General features: G+C 73.1%; 18 protein-coding genes. 7 read left to right on the top strand and 11 right to left on the bottom strand.

The window, feature by feature from the left end:
- From A6R01_RS12215 to A6R01_RS12205, 3 genes are all read right to left on the bottom strand, one after another.
- Positions 1 to 421: response regulator transcription factor (locus A6R01_RS12215; RefSeq protein WP_292606230.1), on the bottom strand; the 421-nt coding region annotated here is incomplete at its 3' end.
- Entirely contained in the window at positions 418 to 1,065 is a 648-nt protein-coding gene (locus tag A6R01_RS12210) for a hypothetical protein (protein WP_292606228.1), read from the bottom strand. The genes A6R01_RS12210 and A6R01_RS12215, both read right to left, overlap by 4 nt.
- Positions 1,066 to 1,156: 91 nt before the next feature.
- Positions 1,157 to 1,948, bottom strand: a complete 792-nt coding sequence (locus A6R01_RS12205) for a hypothetical protein (RefSeq protein WP_292606226.1) — start codon at positions 1,946 to 1,948, stop codon at positions 1,157 to 1,159.
- 257 nt (positions 1,949 to 2,205) lie between these two features.
- On the opposite strand from A6R01_RS12205, the gene clpB reads away from it, so the two are divergent.
- Positions 2,206 to 4,797: an ATP-dependent chaperone ClpB gene (clpB, locus tag A6R01_RS12200; protein WP_292606224.1), complete on the top strand. Its 2,592-nt coding sequence runs from the start codon at positions 2,206 to 2,208 to the stop codon at positions 4,795 to 4,797.
- Between the two features lie 174 nt (positions 4,798 to 4,971).
- Here clpB and A6R01_RS12195 read toward each other — a convergent pair whose 3' ends face one another.
- Positions 4,972 to 5,724: a pentapeptide repeat-containing protein gene (locus A6R01_RS12195; RefSeq protein WP_292606222.1), complete on the bottom strand. Its 753-nt coding sequence runs from the start codon at positions 5,722 to 5,724 to the stop codon at positions 4,972 to 4,974.
- Between the two features lie 129 nt (positions 5,725 to 5,853).
- Between A6R01_RS12195 and A6R01_RS12190 the strand changes: the two genes are divergently transcribed.
- Positions 5,854 to 6,861: a proline-rich domain-containing protein gene (locus A6R01_RS12190; RefSeq protein WP_292606220.1), complete on the top strand. Its 1,008-nt coding sequence runs from the start codon at positions 5,854 to 5,856 to the stop codon at positions 6,859 to 6,861.
- 66 nt (positions 6,862 to 6,927) lie between these two features.
- On the opposite strand, the gene A6R01_RS12185 is transcribed toward A6R01_RS12190, so the two are convergent.
- The gene (locus tag A6R01_RS12185; protein ID WP_292606218.1) at positions 6,928 to 8,124 is read right to left on the bottom strand and encodes a pyridoxal phosphate-dependent aminotransferase; all 1,197 of its coding nucleotides are present in this window, start codon (positions 8,122 to 8,124) and stop codon (positions 6,928 to 6,930) included.
- A 49-nt stretch (positions 8,125 to 8,173) separates the two neighbouring features.
- On the opposite strand from A6R01_RS12185, the gene pyrE reads away from it, so the two are divergent.
- Positions 8,174 to 8,725, top strand: a complete 552-nt coding sequence (gene pyrE / locus A6R01_RS12180) for an orotate phosphoribosyltransferase (protein ID WP_292606216.1) — start codon at positions 8,174 to 8,176, stop codon at positions 8,723 to 8,725.
- Positions 8,725 to 9,684: a DUF368 domain-containing protein gene (locus A6R01_RS12175; protein WP_292606214.1), complete on the top strand. Its 960-nt coding sequence runs from the start codon at positions 8,725 to 8,727 to the stop codon at positions 9,682 to 9,684. Before pyrE ends, A6R01_RS12175 begins: the two co-directional genes overlap by 1 nt.
- Here the strand turns inward: A6R01_RS12175 and A6R01_RS12170 are convergent.
- Positions 9,644 to 10,300, bottom strand: coding sequence for a VTT domain-containing protein (locus A6R01_RS12170; protein WP_292606234.1), 657 nt, complete (start codon positions 10,298 to 10,300; stop codon positions 9,644 to 9,646). The two genes, A6R01_RS12175 and A6R01_RS12170, sit on opposite strands and share 41 nt — an antisense overlap.
- A gap of 135 nt (positions 10,301 to 10,435) precedes the next feature.
- Between A6R01_RS12170 and A6R01_RS12165 the strand changes: the two genes are divergently transcribed.
- Positions 10,436 to 11,074, top strand: coding sequence for a TrmH family RNA methyltransferase (locus A6R01_RS12165; protein WP_292606232.1), 639 nt, complete (start codon positions 10,436 to 10,438; stop codon positions 11,072 to 11,074).
- A 192-nt stretch (positions 11,075 to 11,266) separates the two neighbouring features.
- Here the strand turns inward: A6R01_RS12165 and A6R01_RS12160 are convergent, their stop codons facing one another.
- From A6R01_RS12160 to A6R01_RS12150, 3 genes are all read right to left on the bottom strand, one after another.
- Entirely contained in the window at positions 11,267 to 13,393 is a 2,127-nt protein-coding gene (locus tag A6R01_RS12160; RefSeq protein WP_292606212.1) for a M14 family zinc carboxypeptidase, read from the bottom strand.
- Positions 13,394 to 13,516: 123 nt separating this feature from the next.
- Positions 13,517 to 15,259, bottom strand: coding sequence for a M14 family zinc carboxypeptidase (locus A6R01_RS12155; protein WP_292606210.1), 1,743 nt, complete (start codon positions 15,257 to 15,259; stop codon positions 13,517 to 13,519).
- A 59-nt stretch (positions 15,260 to 15,318) separates the two neighbouring features.
- Positions 15,319 to 15,828 carry a DUF2867 domain-containing protein gene (locus A6R01_RS12150; RefSeq protein ID WP_292606208.1) on the bottom strand — a complete coding sequence of 170 codons (510 nt, stop codon included), beginning with the start codon at positions 15,826 to 15,828 and terminating at the stop codon, positions 15,319 to 15,321.
- Between the two features lie 61 nt (positions 15,829 to 15,889).
- Here A6R01_RS12150 and fbaA point away from each other — a divergent pair, with 61 nt between their 5' ends.
- Together fbaA and A6R01_RS12140 are read left to right on the top strand one after the other, a co-directional pair.
- Positions 15,890 to 16,921, top strand: coding sequence for a class II fructose-bisphosphate aldolase (gene fbaA / locus A6R01_RS12145; protein ID WP_292606206.1), 1,032 nt, complete (start codon positions 15,890 to 15,892; stop codon positions 16,919 to 16,921).
- A 110-nt stretch (positions 16,922 to 17,031) separates the two neighbouring features.
- Positions 17,032 to 17,457, top strand: a complete 426-nt coding sequence (locus tag A6R01_RS12140; RefSeq protein ID WP_292606204.1) for a DUF3151 domain-containing protein — start codon at positions 17,032 to 17,034, stop codon at positions 17,455 to 17,457.
- 89 nt (positions 17,458 to 17,546) lie between these two features.
- Here A6R01_RS12140 and A6R01_RS12135 read toward each other — a convergent pair whose 3' ends face one another.
- Positions 17,547 to 18,305, bottom strand: a complete 759-nt coding sequence (locus A6R01_RS12135) for a PIG-L deacetylase family protein (RefSeq protein ID WP_292606202.1) — start codon at positions 18,303 to 18,305, stop codon at positions 17,547 to 17,549.
- A 32-nt stretch (positions 18,306 to 18,337) separates the two neighbouring features.
- The coding region (locus tag A6R01_RS12130; RefSeq protein ID WP_292606200.1) for a LysR substrate-binding domain-containing protein at positions 18,338 to 18,961 on the bottom strand (624 nt) is incomplete at its 5' end.

The following is an 18,961-nucleotide window of genomic DNA, read 5'->3' as shown; positions in this document are numbered from 1 at the left end:
CCGACAGGGAGCGGGAGGGCCGGGGCTTGGTGCCCGCGGTCATGTCCCGGACGTAGTCGAGGATCGAGTCGAGCGAGGCGCCCTTCTGCACGTAGCCGTCGGCCCCGTTGGCCAGGGCCCGCTCGGACATCTGGGTGGCGCCGAAGCCGGACAGGACGATGATCTTCGCGCCGGGCACGGTGCGGCGGATGGTCGGCAGCGCCTCGAGGCCGTCCATCACCGGCATCGACAGGTCGAGCAGGACCACGTCGGGGTGCTCGGTGCGCACGAGGTCGATGCCGGCCTTGCCGTCGCCGGCCTCGCCCACGACGTCGAACCCGCCCCGGTTGAGGGCGAGGCGCAGCAGGTCGCGCAGGTCAGCGGTGTCGTCGATGATGACCGTGCGAAGCGGTCGCAAGCGGGTGGCGGGGCTCATGGTCATGGCCTCTCAGGGTCCTTCTGATGCGGTCGGTCGTCGCCGGGTCCGGGGTCGACCGACGGGGTCGGTGAGGCGTCAGCGCCCACGGTGGCGGCGCTGCTGCGGACGAGGTCGAGGGCGTGGTGGCTGTTGCCCAGGAGGTCGGTGATGATCCGGCTCGCGGCGTCGATGGAGACGGCGAGCGACTCCTGGGCCCGCTGGTGGTCGTCGAGATCGAGGGCCATCTTGGCCACGACCAGGCCCTGCAGGACGGTGTCGTTGAGCTCCAGGGCCTGCTGCTCGCGCTGGCGCAGGTCCTGGAAGAGCTGGGCGCCCTCCATGAGCGAGGAGTAGTTGCGCCGCAGCGTCCAGTAGTAGACGCCCACGACCGCGCCCACCACGTCCCACAGCGAGAGCGGCCAGTCCCAGGCCTCGCGCATGGCGTAGCCCTGCGGGTCGTCTATGCCCAGGGACGGCAGCGCCATGTGCACGGCATGGATGCCGTGGTGGACGGCGCAGGAGAAGAAGATGGAGGCGGTGGCCGCACCGAGCGGGTTGCTGCGCAGCTGGCCCGACCGCGCGAGCGGGACCGTGATCGCCAAGGAGATGAGCAGGTAGGCGACGGTGATGATGCCGTTGCAGAGCATGCCGATGACCCAGGGCTCCATGGCCGTCACCTCCTCCTCGTCGTGGTCGGGTGGACCGGTCGTCTCGTGCGTGCGGGTGGGCTGCTGCGGGGGGTGGTCGGGGGCCGTGGGCTCATCCGCCGGCCCCGCTCAGCGACAGCACCAGCAACGCCAGGACCGACACGACGGCCGTGGTGGCCGCCCCGCGGTGCCAGTCGACCCACGCCGGCAGCCGGAGACCGGCGTACGACGTGGGTGGACGGGCACGCAGCAGTGCTGCGCACGCGGCGACCGCCCCGAGCTCCCACGCGGCGGCCGCGAGGTCCCAGGGACCGACCGGCTCGGGCGTGGGCATCAGGCCCAGGGGCAGTCCCCAGGCCCGGGTGGCCGCCCACAGGACGACGCACCCGAGATTGACCGCCACCCCGGCCCGCAGCAGGGCGGGGGTGACCGAGCGCAGCGCGAGCGTGGTCCAGCCGAGCTGGGCCAGCGCCGCGCCAGCGAAGAAGAGACCGAACAGCGTGGCCTCGCGGAAGTGCAGGGGGCCCATGGCGGCGTGCACGCCGGCGGCCGCCGTGCTCGTCACGACGGCCAGGGGGAGCAGCAGCGCCACGTCGCGGGGCAGTGGGCGGGGGGGCGCGGCCGGGCGGGCCGTGAGGGGGACAGAGGCCTCGAGGGTCGCGAGGCGGCCGGCGGCGGCGGCGCTGCGCAGCGCGGCGACGCGTGCCTCGAACGGGTCGCCGGGAGCGGCGTCGGCGGCGGGCCCCGCGTCGCGTGCCGCGGGCGGGGTCGTCAACGGGGTCACCAGCGGGGTCACCAGCTGGGGCAGCAGCAGCCACCCCAGCCCGACGAGGCCGCCGGCCACCAGCGCGTAGTGCACCGTGTGCGCGAGCAGCGTCAGGGTCTCGTGCGACCAGGCAGTCACGGGGTCTCCCTCCCACACCCCGTCTCCCCAGGCGAGGTGGCCTGCTCCACACCGTAGGCGCGTCCGGGCGGTCGGGCGAGGGGAATGGACACTTTCCTCACGCGCCCTGCACGACTCGGTCGATCGGAGGGGAGGGGCGGACACGAACGGGCCATGTTTTCGAGAATTCACATGAGTTGAGTGGAACAGACTCAACTTGCGCCGCGTTGCAGCAGGTGAGAGACACACTCGGTCCAGCCGTCCAGGAGGAGACGCCCATGAGTCAGTTCGGTGCCGACAAGTTCACGACCCGCAGCCGGGAGGCGATCGAGACCGCGCAGGTGACTGCCACCTCGGCCGGCCACTCGGCCACCGAGCCCATCCACCTGCTCGTCGCGCTGCTGTCGCAGGAGGACGGCGTCGCCCGCTCGCTGGTGACCAAGGCCGGTGTCGACGCGGCCGCGCTCGTCGCCGGTGCGCGCAGTGCCCTCGAGCAGCTGCCCCGCGCCAGCGGTGCCACCGTGCAGCAGCCCGCGGCCTCGGCCGCGCTCACGCGCGTGCTGGCGTCCGCGCTCGACCTGGCCGCCTCGATGAAGGACGACTACGTCGCGACCGAGCACCTGCTCATCGCGCTGGCCGGCACCGAGTCCAGCGCGCAGAAGGTCCTCACCGACGTGGGGCTGACCGAGGCGGGGCTGCGGGAGGGCCTGACCGCCGTGCGCGGCAGCCGGCGCGTCACCAGCCAGGACGCCGAGGACACCTACGAGGCGCTGGAGAAGTACTCCGTGGACCTCACGGCCGCCGCGGAGGAGGGCAAGCTCGACCCGGTCATCGGTCGCGACGCGGAGATCCGCCGCGTCGTGCAGGTGCTGAGCCGGCGTACGAAGAACAACCCGGTGCTCATCGGCGAGCCCGGCGTCGGCAAGACCGCCGTCGTCGAGGGGCTGGCCCAGCGCGTCGTCGACGGCGACGTCCCCGACTCCCTCAAGGGCCGCCGGGTGCTGTCGCTCGACCTGGCCGCGATGGTGGCCGGCGCGAAGTACCGCGGCGAGTTCGAGGAGCGGCTCAAGGCGGTGCTCGAGGAGATCAAGTCCGCCGAGGGGCAGATCATCACCTTCATCGACGAGCTGCACACCGTCGTCGGTGCGGGCGCCGGCGGCGACTCCGCGATGGACGCCGGCAACATGCTCAAGCCGATGCTGGCGCGCGGTGAGCTGCACATGATCGGTGCGACCACCCTCGACGAGTACCGCGAGCGCATCGAGAAGGACCCCGCGCTCGAGCGGCGCTTCCAGCAGGTGCTGGTCGGCGAGCCGAGCGTCGAGGACACCATCCAGATCCTGCGCGGCATCCAGGAGAAGTACGAGGCGCACCACGGGGTGCGCATCACCGACGCCGCGCTGGTCGCTGCCGCCACCCTGTCCGACCGCTACATCAGCGGCCGTCAGCTGCCCGACAAGGCCATCGACCTCATCGACGAGGCCGCCTCGCGGCTGCGCATGGAGATCGAGTCCTCGCCGGAGGAGGTCGACCAGCTGCGCCGCCACGTCGACCGGCTGAAGATGGAGGAGTTCGCACTGGCCAAGGAGACCGACGACGCCTCGGTCGAGCGGCTCGCCGCGCTGCGCGCCGACCTCGCCGACGCCGAGGAGGAGCTGCGCGGCCTGGAGGCCCGCTGGGAGCGGGAGAAGTCCACGCTCGAGGGCGAGGGCGAGCTGCGTCGCCAGCTCGACGCCCTGCGCATCGAGGCCGAGCGGCTGCAGCGCGAGGGCGACCTCGGCCAGGCCAGCGAGATCCTCTACGGCCGCATCCCCGCGCTGGAGAAGCAGATCGCCGCCGCGGCCGACTCCGCGGAGCAGCGCGACCTCGAGCCGCTGGTCGGCGAGGAGGTCGGCCCCGAGCAGATCGCCGACGTCGTCGAGGCCTGGACCGGCATCCCCACCGGCCGGCTGCTGGAGGGCGAGTCCACCAAGCTGCTGGAGATGGAGGCGGTCATCGGCGAGCGGCTCATCGGCCAGCGTGAGGCGGTCACGGCCGTCAGCGACGCCGTACGCCGCTCGCGGGCCGGGATCTCCGACCCCAACCGGCCCACGGGGTCGTTCCTGTTCCTCGGCCCGACCGGTGTCGGCAAGACCGAGCTCGCGAAGGCGCTGGCGGACTTCCTGTTCGACGACGAGCGGGCGATCGTGCGGATCGACATGAGCGAGTACTCCGAGAAGCACGCGGTCTCGCGGCTGGTCGGTGCCCCTCCGGGCTACGTCGGCTACGACGAGGGCGGTCAGCTGACCGAGGCGGTCCGCCGCCGCCCGTACTCCGTCGTCCTGCTCGACGAGGTCGAGAAGGCCCACCCCGAGGTCTTCGACATCCTGCTGCAGGTGCTCGACGACGGTCGGCTCACCGACGGCCAGGGCCGCACCGTCGACTTCCGCAACACGCTGCTGATCCTCACCAGCAACCTGGGCTCTCAGCACCTCGTCGACCCGCTGCTGGACCCGGAGAAGCGCAAGGAGTCGGTGCTGGCGGTCGTGCGGTCGGCCTTCAAGCCGGAGTTCCTCAACCGGCTCGACGAGATCGTCACCTTCGACGCGCTGTCCAAGGACGACCTGACCCACATCGTCGACCTGCAGCTCGCGCTGCTGGAGAAGCGGCTGGCCGTGCGCCGGATCAGCATCGCCGTCTCCGACGCCGCGCGGACCTGGCTGGCCGACGTCGGCTACGACCCGGCGTACGGCGCCCGCCCGCTGCGCCGGCTGATCCAGTCGGCCATCGGCGACCCGCTGGCCCGGATGCTGATCAGCGGCGAGGTCACCGACGGGGGCACGGTGTCGGTCGACGTCGGCGACGACGGGCTGGTCCTCTCCGCCGGCTGAGGCGCACCCGTCCGGTGCGCTCGGAGGCGGGAACGCTCCCGTCCGGGCGCACCCCCGGCGCCGGGATCCACCCCTTCCACTCCTTCGTCGCTCCAGGGGGGCCAATCCCGCCACCCGCCGCCGGGGGTGCGCCCGGCCGTCCGCGTCCCCACCTCAGCGGCGGGACGCCCCGACTCAGCGGCGGGCGGCGGCGAGCTGGGGGCCGGAGAGGAAGAGTGCGTCGTCGACGAGGGCGCCGCGCAGGTCGGCACCGCGCAGGTCGGCGCCCAGCAGGTCGGCGGGGCCGAGGTCGACGCCCGAGAGGTCGGCCCCGATCAGCAGGGCGCCGCGGAGGCCGGCGCCGTGCAGGTCCGCCCCGCGGAGGTCGGCGCCGGCCAGGTCCGCTCGGGAGTGGTCCGGGCGTCCGGGTCCGCGCACCCGGCGCGAGGCGGCCCCCAGCAGCTCCCCGCAGGTCTCGTGCAGCTCGTCGAGGTCGGCGGTCAGCAGCTCCAGCGGCGGGGCGTCGCGGAGGGTCCACAGCTGCTCGGCGAGTGCCGCCGCGGCAGGGTCGGGGGAGCGCCGTTCGACCTCCTCGAGGTGCAGCAGCATCTCGTGGAGCAGCCGCTGAGCGGACAGGACGGCCGCCATCTCGCCGAGGTCCTCGACCTCGCGCCACGAGCGGCCCCCGTAGGTGACCGCCGTGAGGTGCTGCCCGGCACCGAAGCACTCGAAGGTCGCGCAGCCCGACCATCCCTTCTCGACCAGGTCGGCGTGGATGCCGCAACGGTCGTCGGCGAGGAGGTTCCGGCACGGCACCTGGCCGGGCTTGTCGGCCCCGAACCCGTCGTCGCGGCGGTAGGGCAGCAGGACGCAGCACAGCCCGGTGCACGCCGAGCAGTCCGCGGTCAGGGCGGCGGCGCGGCCGTCGCCGAGGGAGTCCGGGAGCACCCGCCCATCATCCCCGTGCCCGTCCAGCCGGACGGACCGGGCGTCGGTGGGGCGTGACCGGGGCACGACCGGCACCCGGCGTACGACGCTGGGCGCGGCGCGCACCCAGCGGTCTGCTGGAATGGGGCCGTGCCGAACCCCCACGACCGCCCCCGCCAGGTGACGATGGCCGGCTGGGTGACGATCCTCGGGTCGGTCCTGGTGATCCTCTCCGTGTTCGCCCAGATCGGCTCCCTGGACTCCCTCGACACCCGCCGCGGCATCGAGGAGCTGCTCGCGAACCCGCCGCTGCACGCGCTGGACCTCGAGGTCACCTCCGTCCTCGACGTCGTCCGCCTGCTCGCGACGGTGACCGGCGCGCTGGCCGCGGCCACCGCCATCCTGGGCTGGCAGGTGATGCAGCGCAGCCGCTCCGCCCGGTTGGCGCTCACGGTCCTGGCGGTGCCGCTGTTCCTCCTCGGCTTCGTCACCGGCGGCTTCGCGACCTCCCTGGTGGCCGCGGCCGCCGGCTGGCCCCCGCCGCTCCCGCCGCAGGACGCCCCCACGGATGGTCCCGCGCAGGGGCGGCCCGACGGCCCCGCGCCCTACACCGGCTTCGGCCAGCAGCCCGGTCAGGAGTCGGGCCAGTTCCCCGGGCCGCAGGGTGGTGCGTGGCCCCAGCAGCTCTCGCCGTACGCCGCCGGCGACCGCGCCCCGCGAGGGCCCGCTCCGCAGCCGCTGCGCGCGGGGCTGGTGATCACCTGGGTGACCTGCGCGATGGTGCTGCTCGGGCTCGGGCTGAGCGTGGTCGCGATGGCGATCGACCCGTCGCTGGTCGACGACGAGATCCAGCGCGCGATGGACGAGCAGCCGGCCATGGCCGCCGAGGTGACCGTCGAGCAGGTGCGGATCGCGCTGTTCGTGGTGCTGGGCGGCTTCGCGCTGTGGGCGCTCCTGGCTGCCGGTCTCGCGGTCCTCGCCTGGGTCGGCCGCTCGTGGGCCTGGATCCTGCTCTGCATCTCCGCCGGCCTGGCCGCGGGCCTCTTCCTGGCCGTCACCGTGCTGGGCGGTCTGGTGGCCGTCGTGGCCCTCGCCGCGTCCTCGGGCACCCTCGCGCTGCTGATCAGGCCCGAGGTGCGGGAGTGGTACCGCCGCTGAACGAGTCGTGCCCCTGAGCGGGCGCCCTGACGCCCGTTCAGGGGCACGACCCCCTTCGGGACAGCGTCAGCGGGCGAGGTCGGCCGACGCCAGCCGCTGGATCCCCTCGGTGATCACCTCGCCGGTCTTGCAGAACGCCCACCGCACCAGGTGCCGCCCGGCCGCGGGGTCGTCGGAGAAGAACCCCTGCAGCGGGATGGGGACGACCCCGGCCCGCTCGGCGACGCCGAGGCTGAAGGTCCGCCCGTCCTCCCAGCCGAGGTGCTCGACGTCGGTGACGGTGAAGTAGGTGCCCTCGCTCGTGCGGGGCGCGAGCCCCACCGAGCGCAGCCCGTCGAGCAGCAGGTCGCGTCGCGCCTGCAGGTCGCGGGCCAGCTCGAGCGGCCAGTCGGCCTCGTGGTCCAGTGCGTGCGCGACGGCCGGCTGCAGCGGCGAGCCGGAGGTGAAGGTCAGCCACTGCTTGGCCGCGAGCACGGCGGCGACCAGCGGCGCCGGGCCGGTGGCCCACCCGACCTTCCAGCCGGTGAAGGACCACGACTTGCCCACGCTGGAGAGGGTGAGCGTCCGCTCGCGCATCCCGGGCAGGCTCGCCAGCGGCACGTGCCCCTCTGCCGACAGGGCGTCGTCGAAGACCAGGTGCTCGTAGACCTCGTCGGTGACCACCAGCAGGTCGTGCTCGGTCGCGACGTCGGCGACGGCCTGCAGCTCCTCGCGGGTCAGCACGGTCCCGGTCGGGTTGTGCGGGGTGTTGAGCAGGATCATCCGGGTGCGGGGCGTGATCGCCGCGCGCAGCTCGTCGGGGTCGGGGCGGAAGTCGGGCGCGCGGAGCGTCACCCCGCGGCGTACCCCGCCGGCCATCGAGATCATCGCGTCGTAGGAGTCGTACGACGGCTCCAGCACCACCACCTCGTCGCCGGGCTCCACGAGCGCGAGCAGGGCCGCCGCGATGCCCTCGGTCGCCCCGGTGGTCACGCAGACCTCGGTGTCGGGGTCGAGCTCGATGCCGTGGTGGCGCTGCTGGTGCCGGGCGATCGCCTGGCGCAGCGCGGGCACGCCGATGCCGGGGGCGTACTGGTTCGCGCCCTCGCGCAGCGCCTCCACCGCGCGCTCGACGACCGAGGCGGGGCCGTCGACGTCGGGGAACCCCTGACCGAGGTTGACCGCCCCCGTCCGCACCGCGAGTGCCGACATCTCCGAGAAGATCGTCGGCGGGATCCCGGCCAGGCGGGAGGCGAGCAGCGGACGATCAGCGGGGGCCACCATGCCCACCACCGTAGACACGGCCGCCTGCGCGCCCTGTTGAATGTCCCCCGTGACCGACGCGAACGCCACGGACCCGGCGCTGGCCGCCGACATCGACGCCCGCTGCCGCCTGACCGGCACCTTCACGCTGCGCTCGGGGCAGGTGGCCGACACCTACTTCGACAAGTACCTCTTCGAGGCCGACCCCGCCCTGCTCAAGCGGGTCGCGACGCAGATGGTGCCGCTGCTGCCGGAGGACACCGAGCTGCTCGGCGGGCTCGAGCTCGGCGGCGTGCCGATCGCGACGATGGTCGCGCAGCTGACGGGCACGCCGGCGCTGTTCGTGCGCAAGTTGGCCAAGGAGTACGGCACCTGCAAGCTCGCCGAGGGCCCCGACGTGTCCGGCCGCCGGATCACGCTGATCGAGGACGTGATCACCACCGGTGGCGCGGTCCGCGACGCGACGCGAGAGCTGCGCGCGGCCGGCGCGATCGTGGAGACGGTGGTCTGTGCGATCGACCGCAGCCCCGAGGGCGAGAACCCGCTGGCCGACGTCGGCCTCGAGGTGCGCCCCGTGCTGACCCGCGCCCAGCTCGACGCCGCGTCCCAGGCCGCCGGCTGATGACCGCCTCCGACGTCACCGCCGAGCCGGTACGCCGCTCGCGGGCCCTGCTCCCGCTCGACCTGCTCCGGGGCTTCCTCATCGGGATGGCCGAGCTGGTCCCGGGCGTCAGCGGGGGCACGGTGGCGCTGGTGACCGGCGTCTACGACGAGCTCATCGACTCCGCGTCGCACGTGATCGGCGCCGCCCGGCAGGGCGTCTCCGGCCGGACCGCCGCGCTGCGGACCGAGCTCGCGCGCACCGACTGGTGGCTGGTCCTGCCCGTGCTGGTCGGCATGGGCGCCGCGGTGCTGACGGTGGCCGGCGTCATGGAGTCCTTCGTCTCCGACCACCCCGAGCACGCCCGGGGGCTGTTCTTCGGCCTGGTGCTGGTCAGCATCCTGGTGCCGATCCGGATGCTCCCCGAGGCGACCCGGCCGCGCTGGGCCGACGCGCTGCTGGTGGTCGCCGTGGCCGTGGTCGCCTTCGTGGTCGTGGGACTGGCCGGCTCGGGTGCGACCGCGGACCCGCCGCTGGTGCTGGTCGCCCTCGCAGCCTCGGTCGCGATCTGCGCGCTGGTGCTGCCCGGGGTCTCCGGGTCGTTCTTCCTGCTGACGGTCGGGCTCTACACGACCACCCTGGACGCGGTCGACTCCCGCGACCTGGTCTACGTGGGGGTCTTCGCGGTGGGTGCGATCAGCGGGCTCGTGGTCTTCGTGCCGGTGCTGCGGCACCTGCTGCACGCGCACCGCCGCACCACGCTGCTGGTGATGTCTGGCCTGCTGGCCGGGTCGCTGCGCGCGCTGTGGCCCTGGCAGGAGGTGCCCGAGGGCGCAGCGGGGGAGGCGCACGGCCCGGGGGCGCTGCTGGCGCCGTACGACCCGGTGGGCGGGCCGGTGCTGCTGATGCTGCTCGGGGCGGCCGTCGTAGCCGCGCTGCTCAGCCTCGAGACCTGGCGAGCTCGCGTCGCCACTCGATGACCAGCGGGATCGCGAAGACCGCGAGGATCGCGAGCAGCGCGAAGTCGAGGTTGTCGCCGAGCCACTTGATGTTGCCGAGGAAGTAGCCGAGCAGCGTGATGCCGACGACCCACAGCACCGCGCCGACGAAGCTCCACACGAAGAACATGCCGCGGTCCATCCGGGTTGCGCCGGCCACCACGGTGATGAAGGTGCGCACGAAGGCCACGAACCGGCCGAGCACCAGCGCGACCGCGCCGTGCTCGTCGAAGAACTCGTGGGTGCGGTCGAAGTGCTTGCGGCGCAGGAACCGTCCGTCGCGCTCGTAGAGCGGGGGGCCGATCCGGCGGCCGATCTCGTAGCCGGCAACGTTGCCGGCGAAGGCGGCCAGCACCATCAGGACCATCGCGATCGTCAGCTCGGTGGCGACACCGCCGGGGAACAGGTCGATCTGCTCGGTGGCGATGAACAGCCCGATGCTGAACAGCAGGGTGTCGCCGGGCAGGAACGGGAACAGCAGCCCGCACTCGACGAACAGCACCGCCAGGCTGATCCAGAAGAGCGCCTCCCCGAAATGACCCAGCCACCACTCCAGGTCGAGGAACTCGATGCCGAACAGGAGCGGCTCGATCCCCATCACCCGTTCAGCCTAGCCAGCACCCCCGACTACCGTGCGGGGGTGTCGCGAATCGAGCACCCCTCGGCGGGACCGGCGGAGCCCGCCGAGGAGCGGTCCCCGGCCGAGGACGGTCGGCGAGCGCCGTACGACCCGATGCCGCACGGTCCCGACGAGGTGGGCGTCGGCCCCTGGCCCGGCGAGTGGCCCGAGGGCGAGCACTGGGACCCAGCGCTGCTGCGTGACGGCGACCGTCGCAACGTGGTCGACCGCTACCGCTACTGGTCGATGGAGGCGATCCGCGCCGACCTCGACACCCGCCGCCACGGCTTCCACGTCGCCATCGAGAACTGGCAGCACGACTTCAACATCGGCACCGTCGTCCGCTCGGCCAACGCCTTCCTCGCCGCCGAGGTCCACATCGTCGGCAACCGCCGCTGGAACCGCCGGGGCGCGATGGTCACCGACCGTTACCAGCACGTGCGGCACCACCCCACGGTCGAGGACCTCTCGGCCTACCTCCGCGAGCGCGACCTGCCGTTGTACGGCGTGGACAACCTGCCCGGCTCCGCGCACCTGGAGACGCTCGCGGTGCCGCGGGAGGTCTGCTTCCTGTTCGGGCAGGAGGGGCCCGGGCTCTCCGCGGCCGCCCGCGAGGCCTGCGACGCCACCTTCTCCATCGCCCAGTTCGGCTCGACCCGGTCCATCAACGCCTCGGCCGCGGCCGCCATCGCGATGCACACCTGGGTCGTCCAGCACGCCGACCTCTCCCACGACGACACCTGGCGCGGCTGAGCCCTGCTCGACCACCGGGACGTCATACGGGCGAGACTTCCACTGTCAGCGATGTCCTGAGACTTCACAGGACGTCCGCTTCCGCTGGGCGTAGGACGTCCCACGCCAGCGCTAGCCGGCAGCGCAGGGCCGAACGCGACGCCGGGCCGGACCACGAGGGTCCGACCCGGCGTGCGTCGGGGAGGGAGGGGCTCAGCGGCAGGCGCGCCGCAGGTCGAACTTCTTCACCTGGCCGCGGTCGATGTAGAGGTTCTTCTTGCTCTCCACCTTGCCGTCGACCTCGCAGGTGAGGACGTAGCGCTCCTTGATGCCCTTCACCTTCGAGGACTTCGCGGAGAACTGGCCGACCTCGACGGTGTAGGACGGGGTCACCGAGGCGTAGTTGATGACCTCGATGACGTAGGTGCCGGCCGGGGCGTCCGGGATCTCGACGGCCTCGCCGGAGCCCGGCAGGTTGCCCGAGGTGCCCATCTCGACCAGCTCGTCACCCTTCTTGAGGTAGACCGCGAGATCGAGGTCGTCCGGGGTCGGCCAGGTCAGGTCGACCCGCAGGACGTCCGAGGCCTTCTTCGCGACGTACTCGTGGGTGGCGGTGCCGATGCCCGGGATGGTCACCGAGCCCTCGATGGTCTCCGAGGCGAACGGGGCGTCGGCCAGCTCGTCGACCTTCTTGCCCATGACCACGGGACGGGTCGAGGGGTTCACGATCCAGCTGAACGTGCCCTTCTTGCCCACCGTGATGGAGGAGTCGACGAAGTCCTCGAAGCTGGAGTCCCAGGTCGGGGAGTCGAAGTCCTTGCGCAGGCGGATCGTGGCGCCCTTGGGGGCCTTGCCCTTGAGGACACCGTGGTACTTGGTGTCGACGGCGTGCTTGAGGGCGATGAAGTAGGCCTCGCGGTTGCCCTTGCCGGCGTACTCGCCCGCACCGAGGTACTGGTCCACGACGTCCTCGAAGGGCGGGTGGAACTCGTCGGGGCCGATCTCGAAGGTGTAGCCGTAGCCACCGGTGGCGTTGTAGGACCAGTCCTCGGTCGTACCGGTGGTGTCGTAGAGCTGCCAGCCGTGCTGGTTGGAGTAGCCGTTCTGGGCGGCCATCTTGGCGCCGACCTTCTTCAGTCCCTTCTCGTCGGGGCTGTCGCCCACCGGGAGGCCGTCGGGGCCGATGGTGGACGGGGCCACGCCGTTGGGGCGCAGGATCAGGTTGCCGAAGGTGTGGTTGGAGATGAGCATCGTGACCTGGCGGCTGCGCACCAGCTCCTGGATGTTCTGGGTCTCCGGCTCGGAGAACGGGGCCGCGCCGCGGTAGGTCGGGTCGAGGGGACCGGCCTCGACCTCGGTGAGGTTGGGCGTGCTGCCGGCCGCTCCCGGGCCGCCCCAGAAACCCCCGTAGTTGCGGTTGAGGTCGACGCCGAGGAGGAAGCCGCCGTTGGTGGTCACCTGCAGGGCGCAGGTGCCGTCGGGGGTGTCGACCCCGTCGATGAGGCGGCAGTTCTTGCGCATGTAGGCGTGGCCGGGAGTGCCGAGGATGGAGACGGTGCCGCCTCCGTCGAGGGCGCGCAGGTCGACGAACTCGCCGTCGGTGCGCGAGAGGTCGAAGCCGTCGGCGTTGACCACCGGGACCACGATCACGCGGCCCTTCTTCAGCAGCTTGGTGGTGCGCTTGTTCTTGCCGTAGCCCTCGGCCAGGTCGATGGCGAACTCCATCGCGTTCTCGCCCGAGGGCCACTCGCGGGCGTGGTGCAGACCCATCAGCACGAAGGTCGGCTTGCCGGTGTCGGGGCCCTTGACGCCCTGGCCGATCTCGACGGCCTGGACGGTGCGACCGTCGAGGGTGGGGTGGTTGAGCTCGAACATCTTGACGTGCTGGGGGAACCGCTCGGCGAGGTCGGCCATGTCGGCGTTGTAGTCCTCGAGCGTGCGGTAGCCGTCGCGACCGGACGGCAGCGGGCTGCGCTGGACCGAGTCGGCGTAGGCCTCGTCGCTCTTCCAGACCTCCAGCGACCGGGCGACGAGGTCGGGGATCTCGACGTCGTAGGTCAGGCCCGCGGCCAGCAGCAGCGCACGGTCGGTCGCCGAGTGCAGGACGACCTCGACGTAGTCGTGGCCGGCGTGCTCGGTGAGGTCCAGACCCAGCTTGGACAGCACCATCTTGTCGGCGCGGGTGGGGGTGTCGACCTTGACCAGCTGGGGCCGGAAGACGTTGGCGGGGGAGGTCGTGGCGGCCTCGGACCCGATCGCCGTGAGAGGGGCGAGGGCGAGGGCGGCCAGCGTGGCGGTCGCCGCGAGGGCGGTGCGGCGGGCGCGGGTTCGGCGGTTCATCGTCGAGCTCCTGGGGTGTCCCGAGTCAGGGGATGGCGGGTTGGAGATGTCAACGCGGGATCGGCCGTCAGGTCACGCACCTGAGGTGCGCCTCACGCGCCTTGCCCGAGCGGCGCCGCGCGCTCAGCAGCGCCGCAGGGTGAGGCGGACCTGTTCGCCGCGGTCGACGCGGACCCTCGTCGCCCGGGCCTTCCCGCGCCCGTCGTCGCAGGTCAGGCGGTACTTCTCGGTGCGTTGCGAGGTCGGGCGCGTCGACGGGTTGACGTGCCAGGTGAACCGGCCGGAGCGGGGGACGACCAGGGTGGTCCGGAGCCGGGCCGGACTGGACCCCTCCCAGGTGGTCGTCGAGGCGTCGCGGGTGAGGGTGAGCGTCGCGCCGGCGGGCGCCCGGCCGGCCAGGACCCCGTGGGCGCGGGTGTCGGCTGCGTGCGCGAGGGCGATGAGGTACGCCGCGCGGTTGCCGCCGCCGGGGCGGTCGGCCCCGACGTACTCGTCGACGACGTCCTCGAAGGGCGGGTGGAACTCGGTGGGCCCGATCTCGAAGGTGAACCCGAACGCGCCGGTGGCGGCGTAGGCCCAGTCCTCGGTGGTGCCGACACCGTCGTAGAGCTCGTGGCTGCGCTGGTTGGTGTAGCCGTTCTCGGCGGCGAACCGCGCGCCGAGGCGTCGCAACGCCCGCTCGTCGGGGGCCAGCCCGAGGGGCACGCCGCCGTCGGTGACGTGGTCGGGAGCCCCGGCCCACGGGCGCAGCACGAGGTTGCCGGAGGTGTGGTTGGTGATGAGGGTCGTGACCTGGCGCGACAGCACGAGGTCGCGGACGTTGCGGGTCTCGGGCTCGGAGAAGGCGTCCGCGCCGTGGTGGCGCGGGTCGAGCAACCCGGCGTGGAGCTCGGTGACGCTCGGGGTGGCGCCGGCGGCGCCCGGGCCGCTCCACCACTGGCCGTAGTTGCGGTTGAGGTCGACGCCGAGGCCGAAGCCCGCGGGGGTGGTCAGCATCGCCGCGCACGTGCCGTCGGGGGTGTCGACGCCGGCGACGAGCCGGCAGTTCTTGCGGAGGTAGGCCAGGCCCGGGGTCAGCACCTGCGTGGCGACCGGCAGCAGGGTGCCGCTCGGGTCGAGGGGGTGGAGCACGTTGAGGTCGATCAGCCCGCCGGAGGTGCGAGACAGGTCGAACCCGTCGGGGTTGACCACGGGCACGACGACCACGCGCACGCGCCGCAGCAGTCGGCGCACGTCGCGGTCGGTGCGCTCGAGCGCCACCAGGTCGTGGGCGAGCTCCATCGTGTGCTCGGCCGAGGGCCACTCGCGGGCGTGGTGCAGCCCCAGCATCACGAAGGTGGGGCGGCCGTCGGCAGGGCGCCGGACCCGGTGGGCGATCTCGACGCCGTGCACCTCGCGGCCGTCGAGGCCGGGCTCGGGGAGCGTCAGGTGCCGCACGAGCGAGCGGTGCTCGCGAGCCAGGTCGCGCAGCTCGGTCTCGTAGTCCTCGAGGGTGCGGTACGACGTGCGGCCCGACGGCAGCGGGGAGCGGACCGTGCGGGCGGCGTACTCCGCGTCGAGGCGGTTGCGCTCGGCCTCCCGCGCCAGCAGGTCGGGGACCAGCACCTCCGAGGCCAGGCCGGAGGCGTCCAGGCGGGCGCGTTCGGCGGCGGTGTGCAGGACGACGTCCACGCCCTCGGTGCCGCCGTGCTCGGTGAGGTCGAGCCCCAGCGCACCCACGGCGTCGGGGTCGGCGTGCACGCGCACCAACTGCGGCGTCCACGGGCGTTCGGTCGAGACCGCGGCGGGGCTCGGGGCGAGCAGCGAGGCGGCGAGCGCGGCGGAGCCGACCGCGGCGGCGAGGAGGGGGCGGCGGAGGGGGGCCATGACTGCGCAACGCACGGCAGCCGGCGTGGTGACGGGTCCCGCGGGTTCTGGGACCGGATTCACACCCTCCGCAGGTCGGCCAGGAGACGCCGGTGGGTCAGCTCGACGACCGCCTCGCGGGCAGGGACGTCGGTGAGCAGGTAGGCGGCCCCGAGCAGACCGTCCGGCTCGAAGGTGATCGCCAGGTCGACGGTGCAGCCGGCGGGGTGCCGGTCCACGCGCAGCTCGAGGACCACCCGGCCCGGCGCCCGCACCGCGGCCTCCAGCACCAGCCGGTGCCCGGTCGCGGTGGTGCCGGCGGCCAGGACCCGCCAGAAGCCGGCGCGGTCACCGGCCCGGAGCAGCGGCCCGTCGGCCACGGGCCAACGGCGACCACCGCCGAGGGCCAGCCGGTCGAGGGCTCCGCGGACAACGAAAGGTGCGGCATCGACGTACCAGTGGCGGCCGTGGCCGGCACCCGCCAGCACCGCCCACGCCTCGTCGGCGGACCGGACCGACGTCGAGCGGCGGCCGGACGTGCGCAGCGACCGGGGCAGGGGCGGGCGGGGGGAAAGGGACGGACGACCCATCGAGACCACGGACCCTTCCTACTAGGGTGAGCGGCGTCTGACCCCACCCGAGGAGCGCCACGTGCCCATCGCCACCCCTGAGAAGTACGCCGAGATGCTGGACGCCGCGAAGGCCGGCGCCTACGCCTTCCCCGCCATCAACGTCTCGTCCAGCCAGACCCTCAACGCGGCGCTGCAGGGCTTCGCCGACGCCGGCTCCGACGGGATCATCCAGGTCTCCACCGGTGGCGCCGAGTACCTCTCCGGCCCCACGCGCAAGGACATGGTGACCGGGTCGGTGGCGTTCGCGGCGTACGCCGCCGAGCTGGCCAAGAACTACCCCGTCAACGTCGCGCTGCACACCGACCACTGCCCCAAGGACAAGCTCGACGGCTTCGTCCGCCCGCTGCTCGACATCTCCGCGGAGCGGGTCAAGCGCGGCGAGGCGCCGCTGTTCCAGTCGCACATGTGGGACGGCTCGGCCGTGCCGCTGGAGGAGAACCTCTCGATCGCCGGCGAGCTGCTGGAGAAGTGCATCGCGGCCAAGATCATCCTCGAGATCGAGGTCGGCGTGGTCGGCGGCGAGGAGGACGGCGTCGAGAACGAGATCAACGAGAAGCTCTACTCCACCCCCGAGGACGCCATCGCGACCGCGAAGGCGCTCGGCTACGGCGACCGCGGCTACTACATGACCGCGCTGACCTTCGGCAACGTGCACGGCGTCTACAAGCCGGGCAACGTCAAGCTGCGCCCCGAGGTGCTGAAGCAGGCCCAGGAGGCCGTGGTCGGCGAGTTCGGTCTCGAGGCCGGCGCCAAGCCGTTCCACCTGGTCTTCCACGGCGGCTCGGGTTCGACCGCCCAGGAGATCTCCGACGCGGTGGACTACGGCGTGGTGAAGATGAACGTCGACACCGACACCCAGTACGCCTTCACCCGTCCGGTCGCCGCGCACATGTTCCAGAACTACGACGGCGTGCTGAAGGTCGACGGCGAGGTCGGCAACAAGAAGGCCTACGACCCGCGTGCCTGGGGCAAGGCCGCCGAGGCCGGCATGGCGGCCCGCGTTGTCGAGGCCTGCGAGAACCTCCGCTCCGCGGGTCGCTCGCTGGGCTGAGCGCCCCGGCAGCACCGGAGCACCGAGTCGTGCCCCTCAGCGCGCGCCATGGCGCCCGCTGAGGGGCACGACTGCGTCCGGGGTCAGGGGCGCCTGGCACCATGGCGCCCATGAGCATCGGACAGGACCTGATGGCGGGCCCGCCGCCCACCCACCTCCCCGAGGACCCGGCCGCGGCCGCGCTGGCCTCCGGCCAGGACAAGTACGCCGTCGCCAAGCAGTTCCCCGCCAGCCCGTTCGCCTGGGCCGCGCTGGCCGGCCAGGCCGCGGAGGACCAGTCGGACCCCGTCACGATCTACGCCTACGCCCGGGTCGGCTACCACCGCTCGCTGGACATGCTGCGCCGCAACGGCTGGAAGGGCCACGGTCCGGTGCCGTGGGAGCACGAGCCCAACCGCGGGTTCCTCATGTGCCTGGCGCTGCTGGCCCTGGCCGCCCAGGCCATCGGCGAGACCGACGAGTGGGAGCGCTGCTCGGGCTTCCTGCGCGACTCCAGCCAGACCGCGTTCGACCAGCTGCTGACCGACCTGGGCTGAGGCGGGTTACTCCGCATCCCATTTCCTGCTTACTGGCCAGTAAGCAGGAAATGGGATGCGTCGTATCCCGGGCCCGCCCCGCCGGGGCCCTACTCGCCCCAACCCATCGGGAACACCTCGAAGGGCGCGGCGAAGGCGCAGCCGAGCCGCTGCCCGGTCGCGCGGGCCATCCCCTCGAGGAACTCCCGGGGGTCGAAGTGCTCCCACCCCAGGCCGTCGATGTAGGCCCGGTGCGCCTCGAGGGAGGCCACGCCGGCGTCGAAGGTCGCAGTGGTGTCGACGGCGTGGGTGGCCTGGGGTGACCCGAAGGCCCACACCTCTCCGACCCCGCCCCACTTCTCCAGCGACCCGCCGCCCTCGACGAGCTGCTCGGTGAAGACCCAGCGGTTGCCCGCGTCCCGCACGGCGTCGAGGACCGCCCTGCCGACCGCGATGTGGTCGGCCTGGTTGAGGTTGGCCCCGCCCCAGGTGTCGCGGAAGTTGCCGGTCAGCACCACCTCGGGCCGGTGCCGGCGCACCGCCTCGGCGATCGCGCGGCGCAGGGGCACGCCGTGCTCCAGGACGCCGTCGGGCAGGCCGAGGAAGTCGACCGTGTCGACGCCGACGACCCGCGCCGACTCGACCTGCTCGGCCTCCCGGACCGGGCGGCACTCCTCGGGCGGCATCGCGTCGATGCCGGCCTCGCCGCTGGTCACCATGCAGTAGACGACCTGCTTGCCCTGGCCTGTCCACCGTGCGACGGCCGCGGCCGCGCCGAACTCCAGGTCGTCGGGGTGGGCGACCACGCACAGCAGCCGCTCCCAGTCCTCGCGCAGCGTCTCCAGCGGTGCCGGTGCCTCGGTGCTCATGGCGCCATCGTGCTCCTCCATGGAGCTTCTGGCTACGCCCCCGCAGCGGCCCGCGCGATGCGGAGCAGACGCGCCGCGTCGCCGCTCGGGCGCCGGCTCGGCAGCCACACCGCGCGCAGCGTGCGGCTGAGGTCGAGCCCGTCGACGGGCACCTCGACGAGGGCGCCGGCGGCGAGCTGGTCGGCCACGCCCAGCTCGCTGAGCACCGCCGGCAGGTCGCCCTGCAGCGCGGCCGCGCGCACGGCGGCGGTGCTGGCCAGCTCCAGGTGGCCCTCGCCCAGCGGGGCGTCGGCGCGCGCGAGCGCGCGGGCCAGGGTGCGCCGGGTGCCCGAGCCCTCCTCGCGCAGCACCAGCTCGGCGGCGGCGAGCTCGGTGGGGGTCAACGGGCTGGTACGCCGGGCCCACGGGTGCTCAGGGGCCACGACGACCACGAGGCGGTCCAGCCCGACCGCGGCGACCGAGACCTCCTGCGGCACCGACGGTGACTCCACGAACCCCAGCGGCACCTCGCCGCTCAGCACCCGCTCCAGCACCTGCTCGCTGTTGGCCACCTCCAGCCGCACCTGGTGACCGGGCTGCTCCCGGCGGAACCGGGCGATCCACGCCGGCGCCAGCTGCTCGGCGATGGTCAGGCTCGCCACGACCCGCAACCGGGC

The sequence above is a fragment of the Nocardioides sp. REDSEA-S30_B4 genome, assembly GCF_001627265.1.
GTDB lineage: Bacteria > Actinomycetota > Actinomycetes > Propionibacteriales > Nocardioidaceae > Nocardioides.
Note: the sequence above shows the minus strand (reverse complement) of the source record. Positions and strands in the feature narration are given on the sequence as shown.